We start from the raw sequence: 17,376 nt of genomic DNA, 5'->3' as shown, positions 1-17,376 counted from the left end.
GAACTCATCCGAATCCGGATTTCCGCTGGAACAACCCGATCGAGCGACACCGGTGGAACCGCCGGATTCTCCGCGCCGCGGGATCACCGGCCACCACCGCAGGTACCGGCCCGCTGACCGTCTGAACTGGACGTTCGGCCTCCCTTCGATAACCGAAGGATCACAGAACACTGAGAGGAACCTGAGTTCCGCCGCTCATTCCCTCAGCCGTGTCGTTAACCGGTGTGGCGACCCCAACACGGACGTTGATGCTGCGTCGTCGTGATGACCACGACCGCTATTCTCCGGGGCGTGCTCAATGCGGAGAAAGACGACACCGATCACGCGGAGGCGGAATCCGCGCCGTCCGCGGAACCGGCTCGGCCGCGCCCCGATCGGCGCCTCCGACGGCTGAAGCTGCTCGCGACGGTGCTCGGCGTGCTCGGCACGGTGCTGTCCCTCTCCGTCCCGTTCCTGCCGGTGCACCACGACATCACCACGCTGCGCTGGCCCACCGCCAGCGGCACCACCTCGGTCGCCGCTCCGCTGACCACCTTCGCGCCGGTGTGGCTGGACGCCGACATCCCCTGCGTCGCCGCCCGCAGCCTCGACGCGCGCACCGACGGTCCGGCGAACCTGCTGAGCACCAACCCGCCGAACTCCGACAACGGCAGGCTCACCGGGATGAGCCTGACCGTCGACCAGGGGCGGATCACCCTGCTGTCGAAGGGGCGGCAGGTCAACACGATGGCCATCCCCGACGGGGACTGCACGCTCGCGCTGCACAACGACGCCATCGGGTTCAAGGCCGGGTTCGGCGAGGACCGCTGGCTCACCAACATCGCCGGTGACCACCGGCCGCAGGTCACCGGCATCTACTCCGACCTCAACGCCCGCGCCGACGACGTCGCCGGACTGCGCTTCGAAGCCCGCGTGGACAACCGCTTCGAGAGCTCGCCGACCGCGCTGAAGATCGTCGTGAGCGCGCTGGCGATCCTGTCGTTCATCGGCGCCGTGCTCTGCCTGCGACGGCTGGACGCCCGCGCCGGGCGCCGCCCCCCGCGCTGGGTGCAGCCCGGGTGGTGGAAGCCGACCGCGCGGGACGTGGCGGTGCTCGGCTCGCTCGGCATCTGGTGGCTGATCGGGGCGATGAGCTCCGACGACGGCTACACCATGGCCATCGCGCGGGCGCGCGAATCCGCCGGGTACGTCAGCAACTACTACCGCTGGTTCGCCAACCCCGAAGCGCCGTGGGGCTGGTTCTACGAGGTCTACGCGCTGTGGGTGCAGGTCTCCACCGCGATCCCGTGGGTGCGGCTGCCCGCGCTGCTGATGGGCTGCGCGAGCTGGCTGCTGATCAGCCGCGAGGTGCTGCCGCGGCTCGGCCAGCAGGTGCGGCGCAGCAACGCCGCCGGGTGGGCCGCCGCCGCGGTGTTCCTCGCGTTCTGGCTGCCCTACAACAACGGGCTGCGCTCCGAGCCGGTCATCGTGGTGTTCTCGCTGCTCGCGCTGTGCGCCGTGGAGCGCGCCATCGCGACCAGCAGGCTGCTGCCCGCCGCGCTCGGCCTGGTGCTGGCCGCGCTCGCCGTCGGCGCCGGACCGCACGGCATCGTCGCGGTGCTGCCGTTCATCGCCGGCCTCAAACCGCTGATCAAGCTGGTGTGGCGGCGCGCGCGGGAGTTCGGCTGGCTGCCGGTGCTGGCCCCGATCTCCGCGTCCGGCTTCGTGATCCTGACCTGGCTGATCTGGGACCAGACCTGGCAGTCGATCATGGACGCGACCGAGCTGAAGATCGACCTGGGGCCCAGCGAGAAGTGGTACCAGGAGCTCAACCGCTACAACATGCTGTTCAGCCAGATCCCGGACGGTTCGCTCACGCGGCGGTTCCCGGTGTTGCTGGTGATGCTGTGCCTGGCGACCTGCGCGGTCGTGCTGCTGCGGCGCAACCGGATCCGCGGTGCCGCGCTCGGGCCGAGCAGGCGGCTGCTGGCGGTCGCGGCCATGTCGTTCGTGGCCCTGGCGCTCACCCAGACCAAGCACACCCACCACTTCGGGATCTTCGCCGCCGTCGGCGGGGCCGTCGCCGCGCTCACCGCGCTCGCCACCAGCACCACCGTGCTGCGCTCCCGGCGGAACCGGGCCGCGTTCTTCTCCGGGCTGATGGTGATCTCCGCGTTCTCCGCGACCGGGCCGAACGCCTGGTGGTACGTCTCCGGCTGGGGCGTGCCCTGGTACGACATGCCGCCCGCGGTCGACGGGCGCAACGCCAGCACCATCCTGCTGTCCGTCGCCGCCATCGCCGCCGTCGTCGCGCTCGTGGAGCACGTGCGCGGCGACCGCAGCCTCGCCCCGGAGAACGGGGTGGAGCACCGCAGCCGGGCGCTGCGGCTCGGCACGGCGCCGCTGTCGCTGATCTGCGCGCTGCTCATCCTCGGCGAGCTCGCCGCGTTCGGGAAGGCGATCCAGGAGCGCGAAGGTGGCTACAGCATGGGCGCCGACAACATCAAGCAGCTCACCCCCGGCGGCAGCTGCGGGCTCTCCGATTACGTGTACGTGGAGACCAACCCGCAGGCCGGGATGCTCAAGGTCTCCCGGGACCAGCCGACGAACCCGGCGCCCGCGTTCTCCCCGGACGTGCCGGTGCCGTCGAAGCGGCTCGAAGGGGAGGAGACCCCGGAGGAGTACCTCGGGGCGAAGCTCACCGGGTTCACCCGGGACGGCACCCCCGCTGCGCAAGGCGGGACCGCCGCTGACGAGTGGCGGCCGCCGTACCAGTTCGGCGGGGACAACGCCCCCGTCTGGGGCAGCTACACGCCGAAGGGCACCGGCGAGCTGCGCACCCAGTGGTACGACGTGCCGGAGCGCGCGGCGACCGGCGAGGTGCCGATCGTGCTCGCCATGGCCGGGATCGAAGGCGGCGCGAACTCGCTGGCCGTCGAGTTCGGCAAGGACACCCCGCAGGGCTTCCAGATCACCGCCCGGCGCTACCTGCTGCAGGCGGGTGGCCCGGCCTGGCGGGACCACCGGCTCGTCGTGGACGGTGATGCCCAGGGCACCACGAAGATGCGCGTCGTCGCCGTCGACCAGTCGGTGTCCCCGCGCGGCTGGCAGGCGGTCAGCGCCCCGCGCGCCCCGCAGCTGACGAACATGACCGACGTGGTCGGCGACAGCCCCGCCTACGTGGAGTGGCCCGCCACCCTGGTGCACCCGTGCCTGCAGATCTCCGGGCTGCACCACGGCATCGCCGAGATGCCGCGGTTCCGGGTCGCGGGTGGGGAGACCGTGCGGGCCACCGGCCAGGGCTGGTCCTCGCCGGACGCGGGCGGGCCGTTCGGCTGGCTCAACGTGGCCGCCAGCATGCGGGAACTGCCAACGTACCTGAAGAACGACCTCTACCGGGACTGGGGTTCGCTGTACGCGGTGGACCCGTACGAGCCGGGCGCGCTGCCCGCGGAATCCGCGATGCAGGTGCACGAGGAGACGCACTGGGGCGACTGGACCCCGGGACTCCTGCCGCGCACGGTGTCGCTGCCCGGGGACGTGCCGAGCTCGGACGACCGCAACGACATCCGGCCGCTCGACTCGGGTGACGACGACGAGTAGGGCTCGGGCACGGCGAACGGCCCACCACCCCGGGTATCGGGGAGGTGGGCCGTCGTCGTTCTCGCCGCCGCGCCACCCGACGGGCGCGGCGCGGAGATCACTGCGCCGGGGGCTGCTGGGCCGGGGCCTGCGGCGGCGGGCCCTGCGCCGGGATCTGCTGCGGCGCGGCCTGCCGGGCGGCGAGCTTGGTGGAGATCGCCAGCACCAGCGCCTCGGTGCGGGCCGGGTCGTCCGCCCCGAACACCTCGGTCACCGACTCGCGGATCGCCGGACCCGCGACCTCCGAGACCACCGGGCGCAACGCCTCCGCCACCGCCTGCGGATCACCCGTGGCACCGGCGTTGATCATCGCCGGGAGCTGGTACACCACCCCGTTGGTGTCCCGGATCGCGTCCACCGCGGGCACCTGGATGTGCTCGGCGCCGGGGACCCGCGACGGTCGCGGGCCCAGCAGCGCGTTGAACATGTGCACCAGCAGCCCGATGGCGGTGTGGTTGCCCGCTTCGGTTCCCCACCCCACGATCTGGCCCTGCGGTCCGCGCGGACCGAACAGCTCGTGGTGGATCTCGTTGAGCTTCTGCGCCTGTTCAGGAGTCAAGTCGTCCTCCGGGTTAGCTGAGCTGAGCAGCCCCGCGAGCTCTTCGCGGGTGCCGCGGAACGCGTTCGCGTCGACGGGCCGGTGCCCGGCGACGGTGGCGGAACTGGTGAACTGCAGCACCGCGACGCCGAGGCCGCCGTAGCCGCCCCACTGCGCGTCGTAGAAGTCCCGGTACCGCTCGTAGATCTCGCTGGCGTAGCCGCCCTCGTTGCTGGCGTAGCGCGAGTACCACAGCGGTGGTAGCCCGGCCAGCGACGGCGACCCGATCTGCTCCCAGTACCAGCGCGGCAGGTACAGCAGCGGCGACCGGTACCCGGCGGCCAGCAACCGGCCGATGATGTCGCGCGTCAGGTCGGCGCCGCCCCCGCCGTCCTCCACGTCCAGGATCACCGGGACGTCGGCGGGCACCGTGTTGATGATGTGCCCGGCCTGGGAAGCGGCGCTCGAGTCGGCGCGCTGGTAGTGGTAGGCGGCGGTGAGCAGCCCGGCGGCCCGCGCGTTGGCGAGGTTGGCGCCGAACCTGCTGTCGACGAAGGAACTCCCCTCGGTCGCTTTCAGGAAGGCGAAGTCGAACCCTTCGGCCCGCGTGCGGCCCAGGTCGAACGCGCCCTGGTGGTGGGAGATGTCGATGCCGTAGAGCACGGCCGGCCTCACCTCGCGTAGGTCGACGGCGGGTGGTGCGCGGAACTCGCCGTGGATGGTCGGGACGCTACTCACGGTAGCCGACCGGGAGCGCGGAAGTGGGTCATTGGGAAGAATCGGACCCCGAGGCCCGCTGTGCCACCGCGCGGCGCCGTTTCCTAGGGTTGGTCCGAGATCGGCTTCGAGCAGGGGAGATCGTGTGATGCAGACCGCCGTGGTGACCGGAGCCAGCAGCGGGATCGGCGCGGCGACCGCCCGCCGCCTGGCCGCCGACGGGTTCCACGTCGTGGTGGCCGCGCGCAGGCAGGACCGCCTGGCCGCGCTCGCCGAGGAGATCGGTGGCCGCGCGCTGCCGCTCGACGTCACCGACCGGGACTCGGTGGCCACCTTCGCCGCGGAGCTCGACGCCTGCGACGTGCTGCTCAACAACGCGGGCGGCGCCTGGGGATCCGACTCCGTCGAGGGCGGCGACCCCGCGGACTGGCAGCGCATGTACGAGGTCAACGTGCTCGGCACCCTGCACGTCACGCAGGCGCTGCTGCCGCTGCTGCGCGCCGGGAGTGGCGGCACCATCGTCAACCTCACCTCCACCGCCGCCTTCGTCAACTACGAGGGCGGGGCCGGCTACAGCGCCGCCAAGCACGGGCAGCACGCGCTCACCGAGACGCTGCGGCTGGAGCTCGCCGGGCAGCCGGTGCGGGTCATCGAGATCCAGCCCGGCATGGTGCACACCGACGAGTTCTCCCTCAACCGCTTCCGGGGCGACTCCGACAAGGCCGCCGCCGTGTACGCCGACGTGGACCGGCCGCTGACCGCCGAGGACGTCGCCGGGGTCATCGCGATGGCGGTGGCGCAGCCGCTGCACGTCAACATCGACCAGCTGGTGCTGCGGCCCCTCGCCCAAGCAGCCCAGCACAAGGTCCACCGAGGTCGGCTCTTCGAGGGGTGATCTTCCCGGCGTCACCTTGCATTGGTGGTGGGGTGGCGGAACCTCAGTGCGCCCCTCGCTGCGGGATCGTTTTCACAGGTGGCTCCGCCACATGAGAAAACGCTGTCCTCGCGAGGGGCCCACTGAGAACCCGCGGGTGGTCCGGCTGCGTACGTGGTCGCTGCTCAGCGGCTTCGCCGCTGCCAGGACGGGCAAGACCTGGCGGTCAGGGCGTTGGGGAGTTCTGGGTGGCTAGGGCTGTGGCGAGTTCTGCGCAGCGGAGGCGGGCGGGGGAGAAGTCGTAGGGCATCTTGCCCATGGCTTCGAGCGCGCTCGTGGGGGTCGGGGTGCCGGTGGAGTCCTCGTCCTCGCCTTCGTCTGCCGGATGTTCGGCGTCCCAGGTGTCGAAGAGGGCGTCCTCGTCCTCGTCCAGGCCGGATTCCTCGATGGCGGCCTGCAGGGCGTTCTCGAAGGCGTGCCGCTCGGCGGCCACCCGGGCCACCCGCGGATCGTCGACGGCGACCCCGTCGTCCAACGCCTCCTCGGCGGCGTCGATGCGGTCGGTGGCCTCCCGCAGCGCGGGATCCGCGGCCAGCGCGAGGAAGCGGGTGGCCTGGACGGCAGCGCCGAGCGGGCCGAAGATCCGCTCGGTGACCAGCAGCGCGTCCAGGTCCTCCTGGCGAAGGGAGTCCTCGGGCAGGCCCGCCAGCCGTTCGGTGACGAAGTCGGAGAGCAGGCCCAGCCGGCTGCCTTCGGCGCGCATCCGCTGCACGGCGGCCCGTTGCCGCCGCAGCTCCGCCTCCTGCGCGGCGAGGGTCCCCGCCAGCTGCTCCAGGACGTCCGCGATCCCCTCCCCGCCGTCCGCACCGGCGGAGTCCTCCGCGCCCGTGGCGAAGGCGTCGCGGATGTCGTCCAGGGCGATCCCCGCGTCGGCCATCTTGCGGATCCACAGCAGGCGGATCATGTCCTCGTAGCCGTAGCGGCGGCGGTCGTCGCCGCCCCGCTCCGGCTCGGGCAGCAGGCCGATCTCGTGGTAGTGGCGGATCGCCCGCGGCGTGGTGCCGGCGAAGGCCGCCGCGTCGCCGATCTTGACCTGGCGGGGCGGGGTGAACGACGAATGCATGGTGCAGGGACCTTTCCGCGGGATTCGGGACGTGGTTCCACCGGACCACATGCCGCTGCGGCATGTGCAACCCCGCGCGCCGATGCCGGTGATCGCCGGGCCGTCCGTGGACGCTGCGGGCCGCAGGATCACGGCCGCGGATCGCCGCGACCGGGTTCGAGCCGCGAGTTCATCGCACCGCCGGCGCCCTCGGCGGCTTCGCCGCCGGGAGGATCAGCCGATCCGTTCCGCCGCGCCGAGGTAGCGGGCGAGGATGGTCCGGAGCGTGGGGAGTTCGGCCAGCGGGTCGAAGTCGCGGTCGATCCCGGCCCGGGAGAACAGCGCGTCGGTCAGGCCCAGCACCCAGTGCGCGGCCTGCGCGGGATCGACCTGGTCGTCGATCCGGCCCTGCTCCGCCGCCCGGGACAGCAGGGCCGCGATGCCCGCGCGCAGCTCGCGGTCGTTGCCCACGACCAGCTCGGCCAGCTCCGGGTCCCGCCCGGCCTGCGCGATCAGCTCCACCACCAGCCCCGCCGAGTCCGGATCGGCCAGCGGGCGCACCAGGTGGTCGACCAGCCCGAGCAGCCCCGCCCACGGGTCCGCGTCGGCCACGGCGAGCGCCAGCTGCTCGGCGTTGTCCCGGCCGTCCTGCTCGAAGATCGCCAGGAACACCGCGCGCTTGTTCGGGAAGTAGTGGAACAGGCTGCCGGAGCTGATCCCCGCCGCCGCGCAGATGTCCGCGGTCGTGGTGCGGTCGAAGCCCTTGCGCGCGAAGCAGCCGCCCGCCGCCTCGACGATGTTCCGGCGGCGGGCGGCGTAGCGGACCGGGTCGACGGTGCGCATCAGTCCTCGTCCCGCTGCGGACGCTTCCGCCAGTACTGCTGCTTCTTCTCGTCGCGCACCAGGTATCCGGCGCGGACCAGCGCGTCGCGCAACTTGTCGGTCTCGGCGTGGTGGCCCTTCTTCCGCGCGTGGGCGCGGGCCCGGAGCAGTGCGTCGGCGCGCGGGCCGACCTCCGGCGTGTCCGGGACCCACAGCTCGAACTCGCCCGCGTGCGGATCGGCGTCGAGCCACCGGTAGCCGTGCGCGCGGAACGCGGTGCGCAGCGCGCCCGCGGTGATGTCGGTGCGGGCCCTGGCCGGTTCGTCGCCCACCGCGTCCAGCAGCACCAGCGCGCCGTGGTCGAGCAGCGCCGCCGACACGCGCGAGCCGGGCACGGTGGAGACGTCGCGCAGCCCGCGGCGCAGCTCGATCTGCTCCGCGGACACCGAGACCCGGAGCCGGTCGCCGATCATCAGCGACAGGAACCCGAGTCCGGCGAGCACGCCGAGCCCGGCGACGCCCAGCGTGCCGTGCGGTTGCGGCAGCGAGGACACCAGCTCGAACACCCCTTGGAACGGCGCCCATGGCAGGCCGGCGATCCAGTCCGCCGCGAGCGCCAGCAGCCAGCCGAGCGCACCGCCCACCACCGGCAGGCCGATCGCGGATCCGTAGCGCAGCCACGCGGGCTCGACCGCGACCGCGGCCTTCCCGGGAACCGGGGGAGAGTGCGACGTCATGACCGGAATAGTAGAGCGAGCGCTCGGTTTAACTTCTGCGGGGCCTTCGAGTGGCGATCCCGGGGAGTTCCTTGTGCAATGGGCGCCATGACGACGTCGCGGTGGGTAACGACAGGGATGCTGCTCGTGTCCGTCCTGGGCATGGCGGGGGCGGCCGCGCCCGCGATCGCCGATCCCGGTGCCGAGCAGATCACCGTGACCGGCCGGGTGCAGGCGGGCGTGGAGCCGCGCTGCTTCCTGCTCCCCGGCCAAGGCCGTTCGCCGTACCTGCTGGTCGGCGGCGATCCGTCGGTGGTGAAACCCGGTGCGCACCTGGTGGTGCGCGGCCGGCCGGACCCCGGCGCGCCCACCACGTGCATGCAGGGGACCCCGCTGCACGTGAGCGAGGCGCACCCCGCTTAGGGCCGGACGAGGCGGTACTTCAGCGGGGAACGCCGGCGGGGGCCGGTCTGCCGTGGTCGGGGCGGCAGACCGGCCCCCTTTTCCCTGTCCCGGGGTCGCGGGCGCCGGGCTCCGAGCGGCTCGCCGGTGAACGGTTTGCTGCGCCGGACGCGCCTCCGGTGAACCGGTGGGAGTGGCGCGGAGTGCCGATCCCGGTGCGGTGGGTCACCCGGCCGGACGCGGTGCGGGGTCGGCCGGTGACGCCGTGTGCCGGAGGACACGACGGGTTCGGGACCTAGGGCCCGGTCGCGCCCCGGGGATCCGGGGCCACAGTGGGAAATGCACGAGCTGAGTGGTCCGCGCAAGGAGAACTACGATGATCCGATCCCCGTTCGGCACCTACCGCCCCGGTACCGAGGCCCCGGCAGCCCGGGAAGCGGTTCCGACCCAGCAGGACGAGCGCGCCGTCGGCGTTCCCGCACCGCGAGCCGACGAAGCGGGTTCCGCCGCGGTGGCACCGCCGCGCCCCCGCACGGGGGTGGCGGCGCTGGTGATCTCCCGCGGCCCGGACCAGGGCGCGGTGTTCCCGCTGGAGCGGGACACCACGGTCCTCGGCAGGCACCGTGACTGCGACATCGTGCTCGGCGACGTGACCGTGTCGCGCTACCACACCGAGATCCGCCGCGACGGCGAGAACTTCGCCATCCAGGACGCCGGGTCGCTCAACGGCACCTACCTGAACCGGCAGGTGGTGGATCGGGCGGTGCTCGCCGATGGCGACGAGATCTGGGTGGGCAAGGTCCGGTTCACCTTCCACGCCGGCAGCTGATCCCGACGCTCCGGCGGCAGGTCCGGTCGACCCTGTCGTCGCAGGTCCCGGGGCGTAGCGTGGGCGGCAGCACCCGTCGCTCCCGAGCGGACCGGCGTGCACTCCGAGCATCTCGACGCCCTCGACCGGCATCCGGCGGCGGAGCATCCGCGGTCGCCTGTCGCTGGGAGGTCCACCATGAAATCTCGCATCGCAGCCGCGGTGGCCGTCGGCTACCTGCTGGGCCGCACGCGGAAGATGAAGCTGGCGATCGTGGTCGGCGGTCTGCTGGCGGGCAAGAAGTTGCCCACCGATCCCACCGAACTGCTCAAGCAGGGCCTGAGCTCGGTCAGCGGGTCGGAAGCGCTCACCGGTGACCTGCGGGCGCGGCTGGTCGACGCGGCCAAGACCGCGGCCGGCGCCGCGGCGTCCCGGCGGATCGACTCCTGGGGCGACGCGCTGACCGAACGGGCCGCCGGACTGCGGGGAGAGGGCGCGGCGGACCTCGAAGACGAAGCCCCGGCGGAACCGGCGGAGGCGGGTCGGCGCCCGCGCGGCGAGGACCCCGCCCGCAGCCGTCCGGGACCCCGTTCGCGCGGCGCCCGCCCGGCCGGCCGTCCCTCGCCGCGGCGCGGCGGCGACCGCTCGACGCGAGGTGAGGACGATGGCTGAGCAGCGGGACGACTCCGGCGGCGGTGCCGCGCGCGGACTTCCGTGGGACCACCTGCGCGACGCGGTGCGCGACCTGCTGTCGGCGCTCGCGGAGCGCGCGGTGTCCGGGCTCGGCGAACGGGCGGAAGGACTCGTCGGCAGGCTCACCGACTACGCGCGGGACGACGAGGGCGGTGGCTCCGGCCTGCTGGCGGCGGTCACCGGCGGCGGGATCTCCGGCGCGGCCGGTGGGGACTCGGCGGGTGGGGGAGGCTCCGGCGGCGGCGGTGGCGGCGGCAGCTCGGCGAAGGTCGTCAACATCGTCGAGCAGTGCGACGTCGGCCTGCCGCTGCGGGTGGCCTACGACCAGTGGACCCGCTTCGAGGACTTCCCGAGCTTCACCTGCAAGGTCGAGAGCGTCCAGCAGGAGTCCGACGAGGAGCTCGACTGGCGGGCGCAGATCTTCCTGTCGCACCGCAGCTGGCGCTCCACCATCCAGGAGCAGGTGCCCGACAGCCGGATCGTGTGGCACTCGACCGGGTCGAAGGGGTCGGTGGACGGCACGGTGACCTTCCACGAGCTCGGCCCGACGCTGACCCGCATCCTGCTCGTCCTCGAGTACCACCCGCAGGGTTTCTTCGAGAAGACGGCGAACCTGTGGCGGGCGCAGGGCCGCCGGGCGCGCTCGGACTTCAAGCACGTGCAGCGGCACCTGATGACGCGCACCGTGCTGGAGCAGGACGAGGTCGAGGGCTGGCGCGGCGAGATCCGGGACGGCGAGGTGGTCCGCAGCCACGAGGACGCCGTGGCGCAGGAGCAGGGCGAGTCCGCGGACGACGACGGATCCGCGGACGACGACGGCGGGTCCGCCCGGCGGGAGGACGGCGACGACGAGGAGCTCGCCGACGAGATCGGGCAGGACCGCTCCGGCGAGGCCCCCGCGGAGCCCGAGCCGGTGCGCAGGCCGCGCGGCGTGCGCCCGGTGCGGCGCCGGTAGGTCCCGCGTCAGACGGCGGAGTTCTGCTGCGCCAGCCGGGCGAAGTGCTCGTTGAAGATGCGCCGCGCCCGCCTGCGCAGCTGGTCGCGGGTGGACAGGTCCGAACCCGCCAGCAGACCGGTGCCGACCACCAGGGTGCCCAGCACGCTGATCTCGTGCGGCAGGTCCAGGCCGTCGGGCAGTTCCCCGCCGGCCACCGCCTCGGTGAGGTGGCGGCGCAGCAGCGAACGCCACACCTGGTAGCCCGCGCCGAAACCGCCCGCCGGGTCGTCCGGCTGGTGCGACCACAGCGCCAGCCACACCCGCCAGCAGGTGAGCCGTTCCTCGTCCACCGGCAGCAGTCCCTGGGTGGCGCGCTGCACCGCGTCCAGCCCGCGCCGGTCGCCGACGGCCGCCACGACGCGCTCCGCGGCGATCGCGCCGTTGAACCGCAGGGCCGCGCCGATCAGCTCGGCCTTGTCCTCGAAGTAGTGCGTGACCGAGCCGGTGGAGACCTCGGCCTCGGCGGCCACCGCGCGCACGGTGGTGGCGGTGAGACCGCGCTCGGCGAGCAGCCGCCGCGCCGCCGCCACGATGTGCTCGCGCGCCTTCGGGTCGCGGATCCTCTTGGCCACGGCGGTTCCTCCCCAGGAAGACGAAACACTTGTTCCGTAACGCATGCTACGCAACACTCGTTCTAGTGGTGCGACGCACTGCGGAGGGAGCCGACGATGGCCCTGGAGACACCGCCCGCCCGGGGGCCGGTCGCGGACGCGGCCGCGCAGGCGGGTCTGCTGGTGGTGTTCGCCGCGCGCACCGCGCGCGCCGGGGTGCGGGCGGTGCTGGGCCGGCGGCTGGCCTGGCGGGAATGCCTGGAGCAGTGCTGGTTCCTCGCCGCGGTGAGCGCGCTGCCCGCGGTGCTGATGACGATCCCGTTAGGCGTGCTGGTGGCGGTGAACATCGGTTCGCTGGCCGGGCAGCTCGGCGCCGAGGGCTACGCGGGCGCGGTGGTCGCGTTCGTGGTGGTGGGCCAGGCCGCGCCGCTGGTGTGCGCGCTGATGATCTCCGGGGTGGGTGGTTCGGCGATCTGCGCCGACCTCGGCTCGCGCAAGCTGCGCGAGGAGACCGAGGCCATGGAGGTCATGGGCCTGTCCACGGTGGAACGGCTGGTGGTGCCCAGGGTGCTCGCCGCGGTCGTGGTGACGGTGCTGCTCAACGGCGTGGTGATGGCCGTCGGGATCGGCGCGACGCTGTTCGTGCACGTGCTGCTCGGCGGTTCCTCCGGCGGGTTCCTCGCGACGCTGACCGCCTACTCCGACCCGGGCGGGTTCCTGGTCGCCGAGGTGAAGGCCGGGGTGTTCGCGGTGCTGGCCGCGCTGGTCTCGGCGTTCAAGGGGCTCACCGCCCGCGGCGGCCCCAGCGGGCTCGGCGACGCGGTGAACGAGGCCGTGGTGATGGCGTTCGTGCTGGTGTTCGTGGCGAACACGGTGCTCACCGAGCTGCACCCGCTGCTGCTCCCGCCGAAGGGCGAGTTCTGATGGCCGGTCCGCTGGTCCGCGCGGTGCGGCGCGGTTCCGCCCGGCGGTGGCGCGGGCTGGGCGACCTGTTGGTCGCGTTCGGGGTGCAGGCCACCTTCCACGTCCGGGCCGTGCTGGCGGTGCCGCGGGTGCTGGTGCACTACCGCAGGCACGTGGCGCGGCAGGTCGCGGAGATCAGCTTCGGCTCGGCGTCGCTGTTCGCCGGGGGCGGCACCATCGGCGTGATCTTCGCGATGTCCTTCGTGGCCAGCACTCAGGTGGGGCTGGAGGGCTACCGGGGGCTCGACCTGATCGGCCTGACGCCGATGTCCGGGCTGATGTCGGCGATGGTGAACACCCGGGAGCTGGCGCCGCTGGTCGCGGGCGTGGCGCTGGCGGCGAAGGTCGGCACCGGGTTCACCGCGCAGCTCGGCGCGATGCGGATCTCCGACGAGATCGACGCGCTGGAGTCGATGGCGGTGCGCTCGCTGCCGTTCCTGGTCAGCACCCGGATGGCGGCGGCGTTCATCTCGGTGGTCCCGCTGTACCTGGTGGGCCTGTTCGCCTCCTACCTCGCGACCCGGGTCGCGGTGGTCGTGGTGCAGGGGCAGTCCGGGGGCACCTACGACTTCTACTTCCAGCTGCTGCTGAGCCCGTCGGACGTGGCGCTGTCGCTGGCGAAGGCGGTGGTGTTCGCGATGGTGGTGACGCTGGTGCACTGCTTCTACGGCTACTACGCCACCGGAGGCCCGGAAGGCGTCGGCCGCGCCGCCGGGCGGGCGCTGCGGGCGAGCATCGTGGCGATCACCTTCACCGACATGGTGCTGACCCTGCTGTTCTGGGGCCTGAGCCCCAGCCTCCCCGCGCTGGGGGTGCGCTGATGGTGGACCTGTCCCGCGGCGGGGTGGGCCGGAGCGCGCTGGCGGTGCGCGGTCTCGGCGGGGTGCTGCTGGTGCTGGGCGCGGCGGTGCTCGCGGTCCTCGGCGGTGCGGGGGCGTTCCGGCAGGCGCCGCTGGTGCACGCGAGCGTGCCCGCCGTGGCCGGACCGGTGCGGGAGGGGTCCGCGGTGCGCTACCGCGGGGTGGTGGTCGGCGCGCTCGCCGAGGTGGTGCCGGACGCCGCCGGTGCGCGGCTGGTGCTGCGGATGGATCCCGCCGCGCTCGCCGCAGTCCCGGCCGCGGTGCGGGTGCGAGTGCTGCCGAAGACGCTGTTCGGCGACCAGTACGTGGAGCTCGCCGCGCCGGACGCCACCGGGCCCCGGCTGGCGGCGGGCGACCGGGTCGAAGCCGACGCGGGGCCGGAGGCGGTGCGCATCTACGCGGCCTACACCCGGATGTTCGCGCTGCTGGACTCGCTGCGGCCCGCCGAGCTGCAGGTGGCGCTGGGGACCGTGGCCGACGCGCTGCGCGGCCGCGGCGCCGCGCTCGGCGAGACGATCGACGGGCTGCACGAGCTGACCGGGCGGATCGACCCGGCCCGCACCGCCGGCCGGATCGGCGAGGTCGCGGGGCTCGCCGACCAGCTCGCCACCGCGGCCCCGGACCTGCTGGCCACCGTCGACGACGCGGTGGCGCTGTCCCGGGCTGTGGTGGCGCAGCGGGAGAACCTGACCGAACTGCTCGACGCGGGCGCCGAGCTCACCGAGCGGTCCCAGCGGTTCCTGGACGAGAACGGGGCGCGCGCCGTGCGGGTGGTGCGCACCGCGGAACCGGTCTCGGCGGTGCTCGGCGGGAACGCGGATGGGATCACCGCGACGCTGCACGAGCTGCGGGAGTTCACCGCGAACGCGAGCCGCACCTTCGTCGACGGGCGCTTCCAGATCCGCGCGCCGGTGACGCTGGACGACCCGTACCCGTACGACGCGGCGGACTGCCCGCGCTACCCGGGGCTGGACGGGCCGGGCTGCCAGGCACCGGCCGCGGCCGGGGGAGCGGTCGGCCCGGTCGGATCCGCCGCGGAGAAGGCCGCGCTGCGGGAGGCGTTCCCCGTCGAGTCCACATCGGACGGTGGGCCGGAGCTGGTCGGTCTGCTGGCAGGCCCGGTGCTGCGCGGCACGCAGGTGGTGCTGCCATGAGGCTCGCCGCCACCGCCGCCAAGTTCACCGCCTTCGCCCTGGTCGCCGTGCTGTGCGCGGTGCTGGTGGTCAACACGCTGAACCACCCGCTGGGTGGCGCCACCCGCGCCTACCGCGCCGAGTTCACCGACGCCCAGGGCGTGCGGACGGGCAGCGAGGTCCGCATCGCCGGGGTCCGCGTCGGCGCCGTCACCGGCGTGCGGCTGCGGGACGGGACCGCCGTGGTGGACTTCGACGTCCTCGCCGAGCAGCCGCTGCCCGCCGACACCCGCGCCGCCGTCCGCTACGCAGACCTGCTCGGCGGCCGGTACCTGGCCCTCGACTCCACCGCGCGCGGCGGGCCGGAACTCCCCGCCGGGGCCACGATCCCGCTGGAGCGGACCCGCCCCGCCTTGGAGCTCACCGCGCTGATGAACGGGTTCCGGCCGCTGTTCGACGCGCTCGACCCGCGGCAGGCGAACCGCCTCGCGCACCAGCTGATCGCGGTGTTCCAAGGCGAAGCCGGCACCCTCACCGGGTTGCTGGAGCGGGTGGTGTCGGTGACCGCCGGGCTCGCCGAGCGGGACCAGGTCGTCGGCGAGGTGCTGGGCAACCTGAACGCGGTGCTGCACACCACCGGCGAGCACCGCGCCGAGCTGCACGCCCTCATCGGCAGGCTCGGCGACCTGACCTCGGCGGTCGCCGCGGACCGGGAGCGCATCGCCGGGGCCCTCGACGCGGGCGGGGCACTGGCGAACTCGGTGCGCGGTTCGATGGGCCGGATCACCCCTGGCCTGACCCGCGACGTGGACGCGCTCGGCGAGCTGTCCCGCGGCTGGGTCGCCGAGCAGCACCGGTTCGACACCGCCGTGCAGGGGCTGCCGGAGCTGGTGACCCGGTTGAACCGGACGCTGGACCACGGCAGCTGGGTCAACATCTACGTCTGCAACCTGCGGTTGTCGGTCGCCGGGGCGCAGGTCGACCTCGGCGGCGGCCCGCACTCGGAGGTGTGCCGATGAGGCGGCGATCGGCGTGGCGGGACGATCCGCTCGTCACCGGCGGGGCGGGCATCCTGGTGCTGCTGCTCGTGCTGGGCGGCGTGATCGCGGTGCCGCAGCTGTCGTTCCTGTGGCGGACCCGGGAGTACACCGCCGAATTCGCCAACGCCGCCGGGCTGACCGCCGACGCCCAGGTGCACGTGGCCGGGGTGCCCGCCGGCCGGGTCACCGGGCTGGAGCTCGCCGGGGACCGGGTGCGGGTGGTGTTCCGGCTGGACGCGGGGCAGCGGCTCGGTACCGCCACCTCCGCCTCGGTGCGGCTGGCGACCGTGATGGGCGCCCGCTACCTGGCCGTCGAACCGGCCGGCGCGGGGCGGATCGACGCCGGGGCGGTGATCCCGCTCGACCGCACCCGGGTGCCGTACAGCCTCGACGAGCTCGGCGCCGCCGCCACCGGCATCGCCGAGGAGCTGGACCTGGGTGCGCTGCGCGAGATGATGCGCACCGCGGGCGAGGCGATGCCGGACGACCCGGAGCTGGTGGGCCGCGCGCTGGACGGGATCGCCGGGGCCGCGGCGCTCGTCGACCGGCACGACGAGCAGCTCGACGCGCTCCTCGACGGCGCGCGCGGCACCACCGACGCGCTGGTGCGCCAGCAGGACGTGCTGGTGCGGCTGCTCGGCGACGCCGACCTGGTCGTGCGCACCCTCACCGAACGCCGGGACGTGGTGCTGCGGCTCATCGACGACGTGGACGCGCTCAGCGCCCGGCTCGACGAGTTCCTCGGCGCGAACTCCGCCAAGCTCGGGCCGTTGCTGGGCGACCTGCGGGAGATCACCGCCGCGCTGCACCGCGACGAGCAGGCCATCGCCACCACCATCGCCACCCTCGGGCCCGCCGGAAGATCGCTGGCCAACGCCACCGGCAACGGCAGCTGGGGCGACGTCGCCGGGCCCGCCGGGCCGCTGCCGGACAACCTGCTGTGCCTGGCCGGACTGCTGGAGGGGTGCCGATGAGCCGGACGACCCGCGCGATCGCCCTCGGCTGCACCGCCGCGCTGCTGCTGGTCGGCGGCTGGTACGCGCTGCTGCGGCCCGAACCGGCGCGCGTCGTGTCCGCCGACTTCGCCACCGTCGACGGCATCTACCCGGGCAGCGCGGTGCAGGTGCTGGGCGTGCCCGTCGGACTGGTCGAGGACGTGTCACCGCGCGGGCCGGTCGTGCGGGTGCGGATGCGGATCCGCCCGGACGTGCCGGTGCCGGCCGACGCGCACGCCTACGTGCTGAGCCCGCAGCTGATCAGCGACCGGTTCGTCGAACTCGGCCCCGGGTACACCGGTGGGCCCCGGCTCGCCGACGGCGGCGTGATCCCCGCCGCACGCGCGCACGCGCCGATCCGCTGGGACGAACTGATGTCGTCGCTGGACACCGTGCTCACCGCGCTCGGTCCGGACGGGCTCGACGAGCAGGGCGACCTCGGTGCGCTGCTGCACCGGGCGGCGACGGCGGCCGACGGCAACGGGCCGAAGCTGCGCAGCGCGATCGACCGGCTCGCCGGGGCCACCGGGGTGCTGGCGGGGGA

General features: G+C 73.7%; 17 protein-coding genes. 12 read left to right on the top strand and 5 right to left on the bottom strand.

Features of this window, described 5'->3' with window-relative positions; genetic code table 11:
* Positions 1-291 precede the first annotated feature (291 nt).
* Positions 292-3,582 (top strand): arabinosyltransferase domain-containing protein, encoded by a 3,291-nt coding sequence (locus LCD33_RS10345; RefSeq protein ID WP_374108136.1) that lies wholly within the window; start codon positions 292-294, stop codon positions 3,580-3,582.
* Positions 3,583-3,679: 97 nt separating this feature from the next.
* Here the strand turns inward: LCD33_RS10345 and LCD33_RS10340 are convergent, their stop codons facing one another.
* The gene (locus LCD33_RS10340) at positions 3,680-4,822 is read right to left on the bottom strand and encodes a glycoside hydrolase family 25 protein (protein ID WP_224966819.1); all 1,143 of its coding nucleotides are present in this window, start codon (positions 4,820-4,822) and stop codon (positions 3,680-3,682) included.
* A gap of 202 nt (positions 4,823-5,024) precedes the next feature.
* Here LCD33_RS10340 and LCD33_RS10335 point away from each other — a divergent pair, with 202 nt between their 5' ends.
* Positions 5,025-5,771: an SDR family oxidoreductase gene (locus LCD33_RS10335; protein ID WP_224955649.1), complete on the top strand. Its 747-nt coding sequence runs from the start codon at positions 5,025-5,027 to the stop codon at positions 5,769-5,771.
* Positions 5,772-5,976: 205 nt separating this feature from the next.
* On the opposite strand, the gene LCD33_RS10330 is transcribed toward LCD33_RS10335, so the two are convergent.
* The 3 genes from LCD33_RS10330 to LCD33_RS10320 form a co-directional block, all read right to left on the bottom strand.
* A complete protein-coding gene (locus LCD33_RS10330; RefSeq protein ID WP_224977775.1) occupies positions 5,977-6,873 on the bottom strand; it encodes a MerR family transcriptional regulator in 897 nt (298 codons plus the stop codon).
* A gap of 213 nt (positions 6,874-7,086) precedes the next feature.
* Complete coding sequence (locus tag LCD33_RS10325) at positions 7,087-7,695, bottom strand: TetR/AcrR family transcriptional regulator (protein ID WP_224966816.1); 609 nt, start codon at positions 7,693-7,695, stop codon at positions 7,087-7,089.
* Positions 7,695-8,411, bottom strand: a complete 717-nt coding sequence (locus LCD33_RS10320) for a hypothetical protein (protein WP_224966815.1) — start codon at positions 8,409-8,411, stop codon at positions 7,695-7,697. The genes LCD33_RS10325 and LCD33_RS10320 overlap by 1 nt, the downstream gene beginning before the upstream one ends.
* A gap of 126 nt (positions 8,412-8,537) precedes the next feature.
* Between LCD33_RS10320 and LCD33_RS10315 the strand changes: the two genes are divergently transcribed.
* The 4 genes from LCD33_RS10315 (at position 8,538) to LCD33_RS10300 (ending at position 11,248) form a co-directional block, all read left to right on the top strand.
* Positions 8,538-8,813: a hypothetical protein gene (locus LCD33_RS10315; protein ID WP_224977774.1), complete on the top strand. Its 276-nt coding sequence runs from the start codon at positions 8,538-8,540 to the stop codon at positions 8,811-8,813.
* Between the two features lie 355 nt (positions 8,814-9,168).
* Positions 9,169-9,621, top strand: a complete 453-nt coding sequence (locus tag LCD33_RS10310) for an FHA domain-containing protein (RefSeq protein WP_224955644.1) — start codon at positions 9,169-9,171, stop codon at positions 9,619-9,621.
* A gap of 177 nt (positions 9,622-9,798) precedes the next feature.
* A complete protein-coding gene (locus tag LCD33_RS10305) occupies positions 9,799-10,272 on the top strand; it encodes a hypothetical protein (protein ID WP_224966813.1) in 474 nt (157 codons plus the stop codon).
* Positions 10,265-11,248: an SRPBCC family protein gene (locus tag LCD33_RS10300; RefSeq protein WP_224977773.1), complete on the top strand. Its 984-nt coding sequence runs from the start codon at positions 10,265-10,267 to the stop codon at positions 11,246-11,248. Before LCD33_RS10305 ends, LCD33_RS10300 begins: the two co-directional genes overlap by 8 nt.
* An 8-nt stretch (positions 11,249-11,256) precedes the next feature.
* Here the strand turns inward: LCD33_RS10300 and LCD33_RS10295 are convergent, their stop codons facing one another.
* Positions 11,257-11,862, bottom strand: a complete 606-nt coding sequence (locus LCD33_RS10295; protein WP_224977772.1) for a TetR/AcrR family transcriptional regulator — start codon at positions 11,860-11,862, stop codon at positions 11,257-11,259.
* A 96-nt stretch (positions 11,863-11,958) separates the two neighbouring features.
* Between LCD33_RS10295 and LCD33_RS10290 the strand changes: the two genes are divergently transcribed.
* The 6 genes from LCD33_RS10290 to LCD33_RS10265 form a co-directional block, all read left to right on the top strand.
* Positions 11,959-12,765, top strand: coding sequence for an ABC transporter permease (locus LCD33_RS10290; RefSeq protein ID WP_224955640.1), 807 nt, complete (start codon positions 11,959-11,961; stop codon positions 12,763-12,765).
* The gene (locus tag LCD33_RS10285) at positions 12,765-13,625 is read left to right on the top strand and encodes an ABC transporter permease (protein WP_224977771.1); all 861 of its coding nucleotides are present in this window, start codon (positions 12,765-12,767) and stop codon (positions 13,623-13,625) included. Before LCD33_RS10290 ends, LCD33_RS10285 begins: the two co-directional genes overlap by 1 nt.
* The gene (locus tag LCD33_RS10280) at positions 13,625-14,818 is read left to right on the top strand and encodes an MCE family protein (protein ID WP_224977770.1); all 1,194 of its coding nucleotides are present in this window, start codon (positions 13,625-13,627) and stop codon (positions 14,816-14,818) included. Before LCD33_RS10285 ends, LCD33_RS10280 begins: the two co-directional genes overlap by 1 nt.
* Positions 14,815-15,816 (top strand): MCE family protein, encoded by a 1,002-nt coding sequence (locus LCD33_RS10275; RefSeq protein ID WP_224977769.1) that lies wholly within the window; start codon positions 14,815-14,817, stop codon positions 15,814-15,816. The genes LCD33_RS10280 and LCD33_RS10275 overlap by 4 nt, the downstream gene beginning before the upstream one ends.
* Positions 15,813-16,811, top strand: coding sequence for an MCE family protein (locus LCD33_RS10270; RefSeq protein ID WP_224966809.1), 999 nt, complete (start codon positions 15,813-15,815; stop codon positions 16,809-16,811). The genes LCD33_RS10275 and LCD33_RS10270 overlap by 4 nt, the downstream gene beginning before the upstream one ends.
* Positions 16,808-17,376: MlaD family protein (locus tag LCD33_RS10265; RefSeq protein WP_224977768.1), on the top strand; the 569-nt coding region annotated here is incomplete at its 3' end. The genes LCD33_RS10270 and LCD33_RS10265, both read left to right, overlap by 4 nt.

The organism is Saccharopolyspora sp. 7B (assembly GCF_020177435.1).
Taxonomy (GTDB): domain Bacteria; phylum Actinomycetota; class Actinomycetes; order Mycobacteriales; family Pseudonocardiaceae; genus Saccharopolyspora_C; species Saccharopolyspora_C gregorii.
Note: the sequence above shows the minus strand (reverse complement) of the source record. Positions and strands in the feature narration are given on the sequence as shown.

What these genes read in the sequence shown, in the direction of transcription:
- LCD33_RS10290 (WP_224955640.1), top strand. Translation starts at nt 11,959, where the DNA reads ATGGCCCTGGAGACACCGCCCGCCCGGGGGCCGGTCGCGGACGCGGCC.
- LCD33_RS10275 (WP_224977769.1), top strand. Translation starts at nt 14,815, where the DNA reads ATGAGGCTCGCCGCCACCGCCGCCAAGTTCACCGCCTTCGCCCTGGTC.
- LCD33_RS10270 (WP_224966809.1), top strand. Translation starts at nt 15,813, where the DNA reads ATGAGGCGGCGATCGGCGTGGCGGGACGATCCGCTCGTCACCGGCGGG.
- LCD33_RS10280 (WP_224977770.1), top strand. Translation starts at nt 13,625, where the DNA reads ATGGTGGACCTGTCCCGCGGCGGGGTGGGCCGGAGCGCGCTGGCGGTG.
- LCD33_RS10305 (WP_224966813.1), top strand. Translation starts at nt 9,799, where the DNA reads ATGAAATCTCGCATCGCAGCCGCGGTGGCCGTCGGCTACCTGCTGGGC.
- LCD33_RS10310 (WP_224955644.1), top strand. Translation starts at nt 9,169, where the DNA reads ATGATCCGATCCCCGTTCGGCACCTACCGCCCCGGTACCGAGGCCCCG.
- LCD33_RS10300 (WP_224977773.1), top strand. Translation starts at nt 10,265, where the DNA reads ATGGCTGAGCAGCGGGACGACTCCGGCGGCGGTGCCGCGCGCGGACTT.
- LCD33_RS10285 (WP_224977771.1), top strand. Translation starts at nt 12,765, where the DNA reads ATGGCCGGTCCGCTGGTCCGCGCGGTGCGGCGCGGTTCCGCCCGGCGG.
- LCD33_RS10325 (WP_224966816.1), bottom strand. Translation starts at nt 7,695, where the DNA reads ATGCGCACCGTCGACCCGGTCCGCTACGCCGCCCGCCGCCGGAACATC.
- LCD33_RS10320 (WP_224966815.1), bottom strand. Translation starts at nt 8,411, where the DNA reads ATGACGTCGCACTCTCCCCCGGTTCCCGGGAAGGCCGCGGTCGCGGTC.
- LCD33_RS10330 (WP_224977775.1), bottom strand. Translation starts at nt 6,873, where the DNA reads ATGCATTCGTCGTTCACCCCGCCCCGCCAGGTCAAGATCGGCGACGCG.
- LCD33_RS10335 (WP_224955649.1), top strand. Translation starts at nt 5,025, where the DNA reads ATGCAGACCGCCGTGGTGACCGGAGCCAGCAGCGGGATCGGCGCGGCG.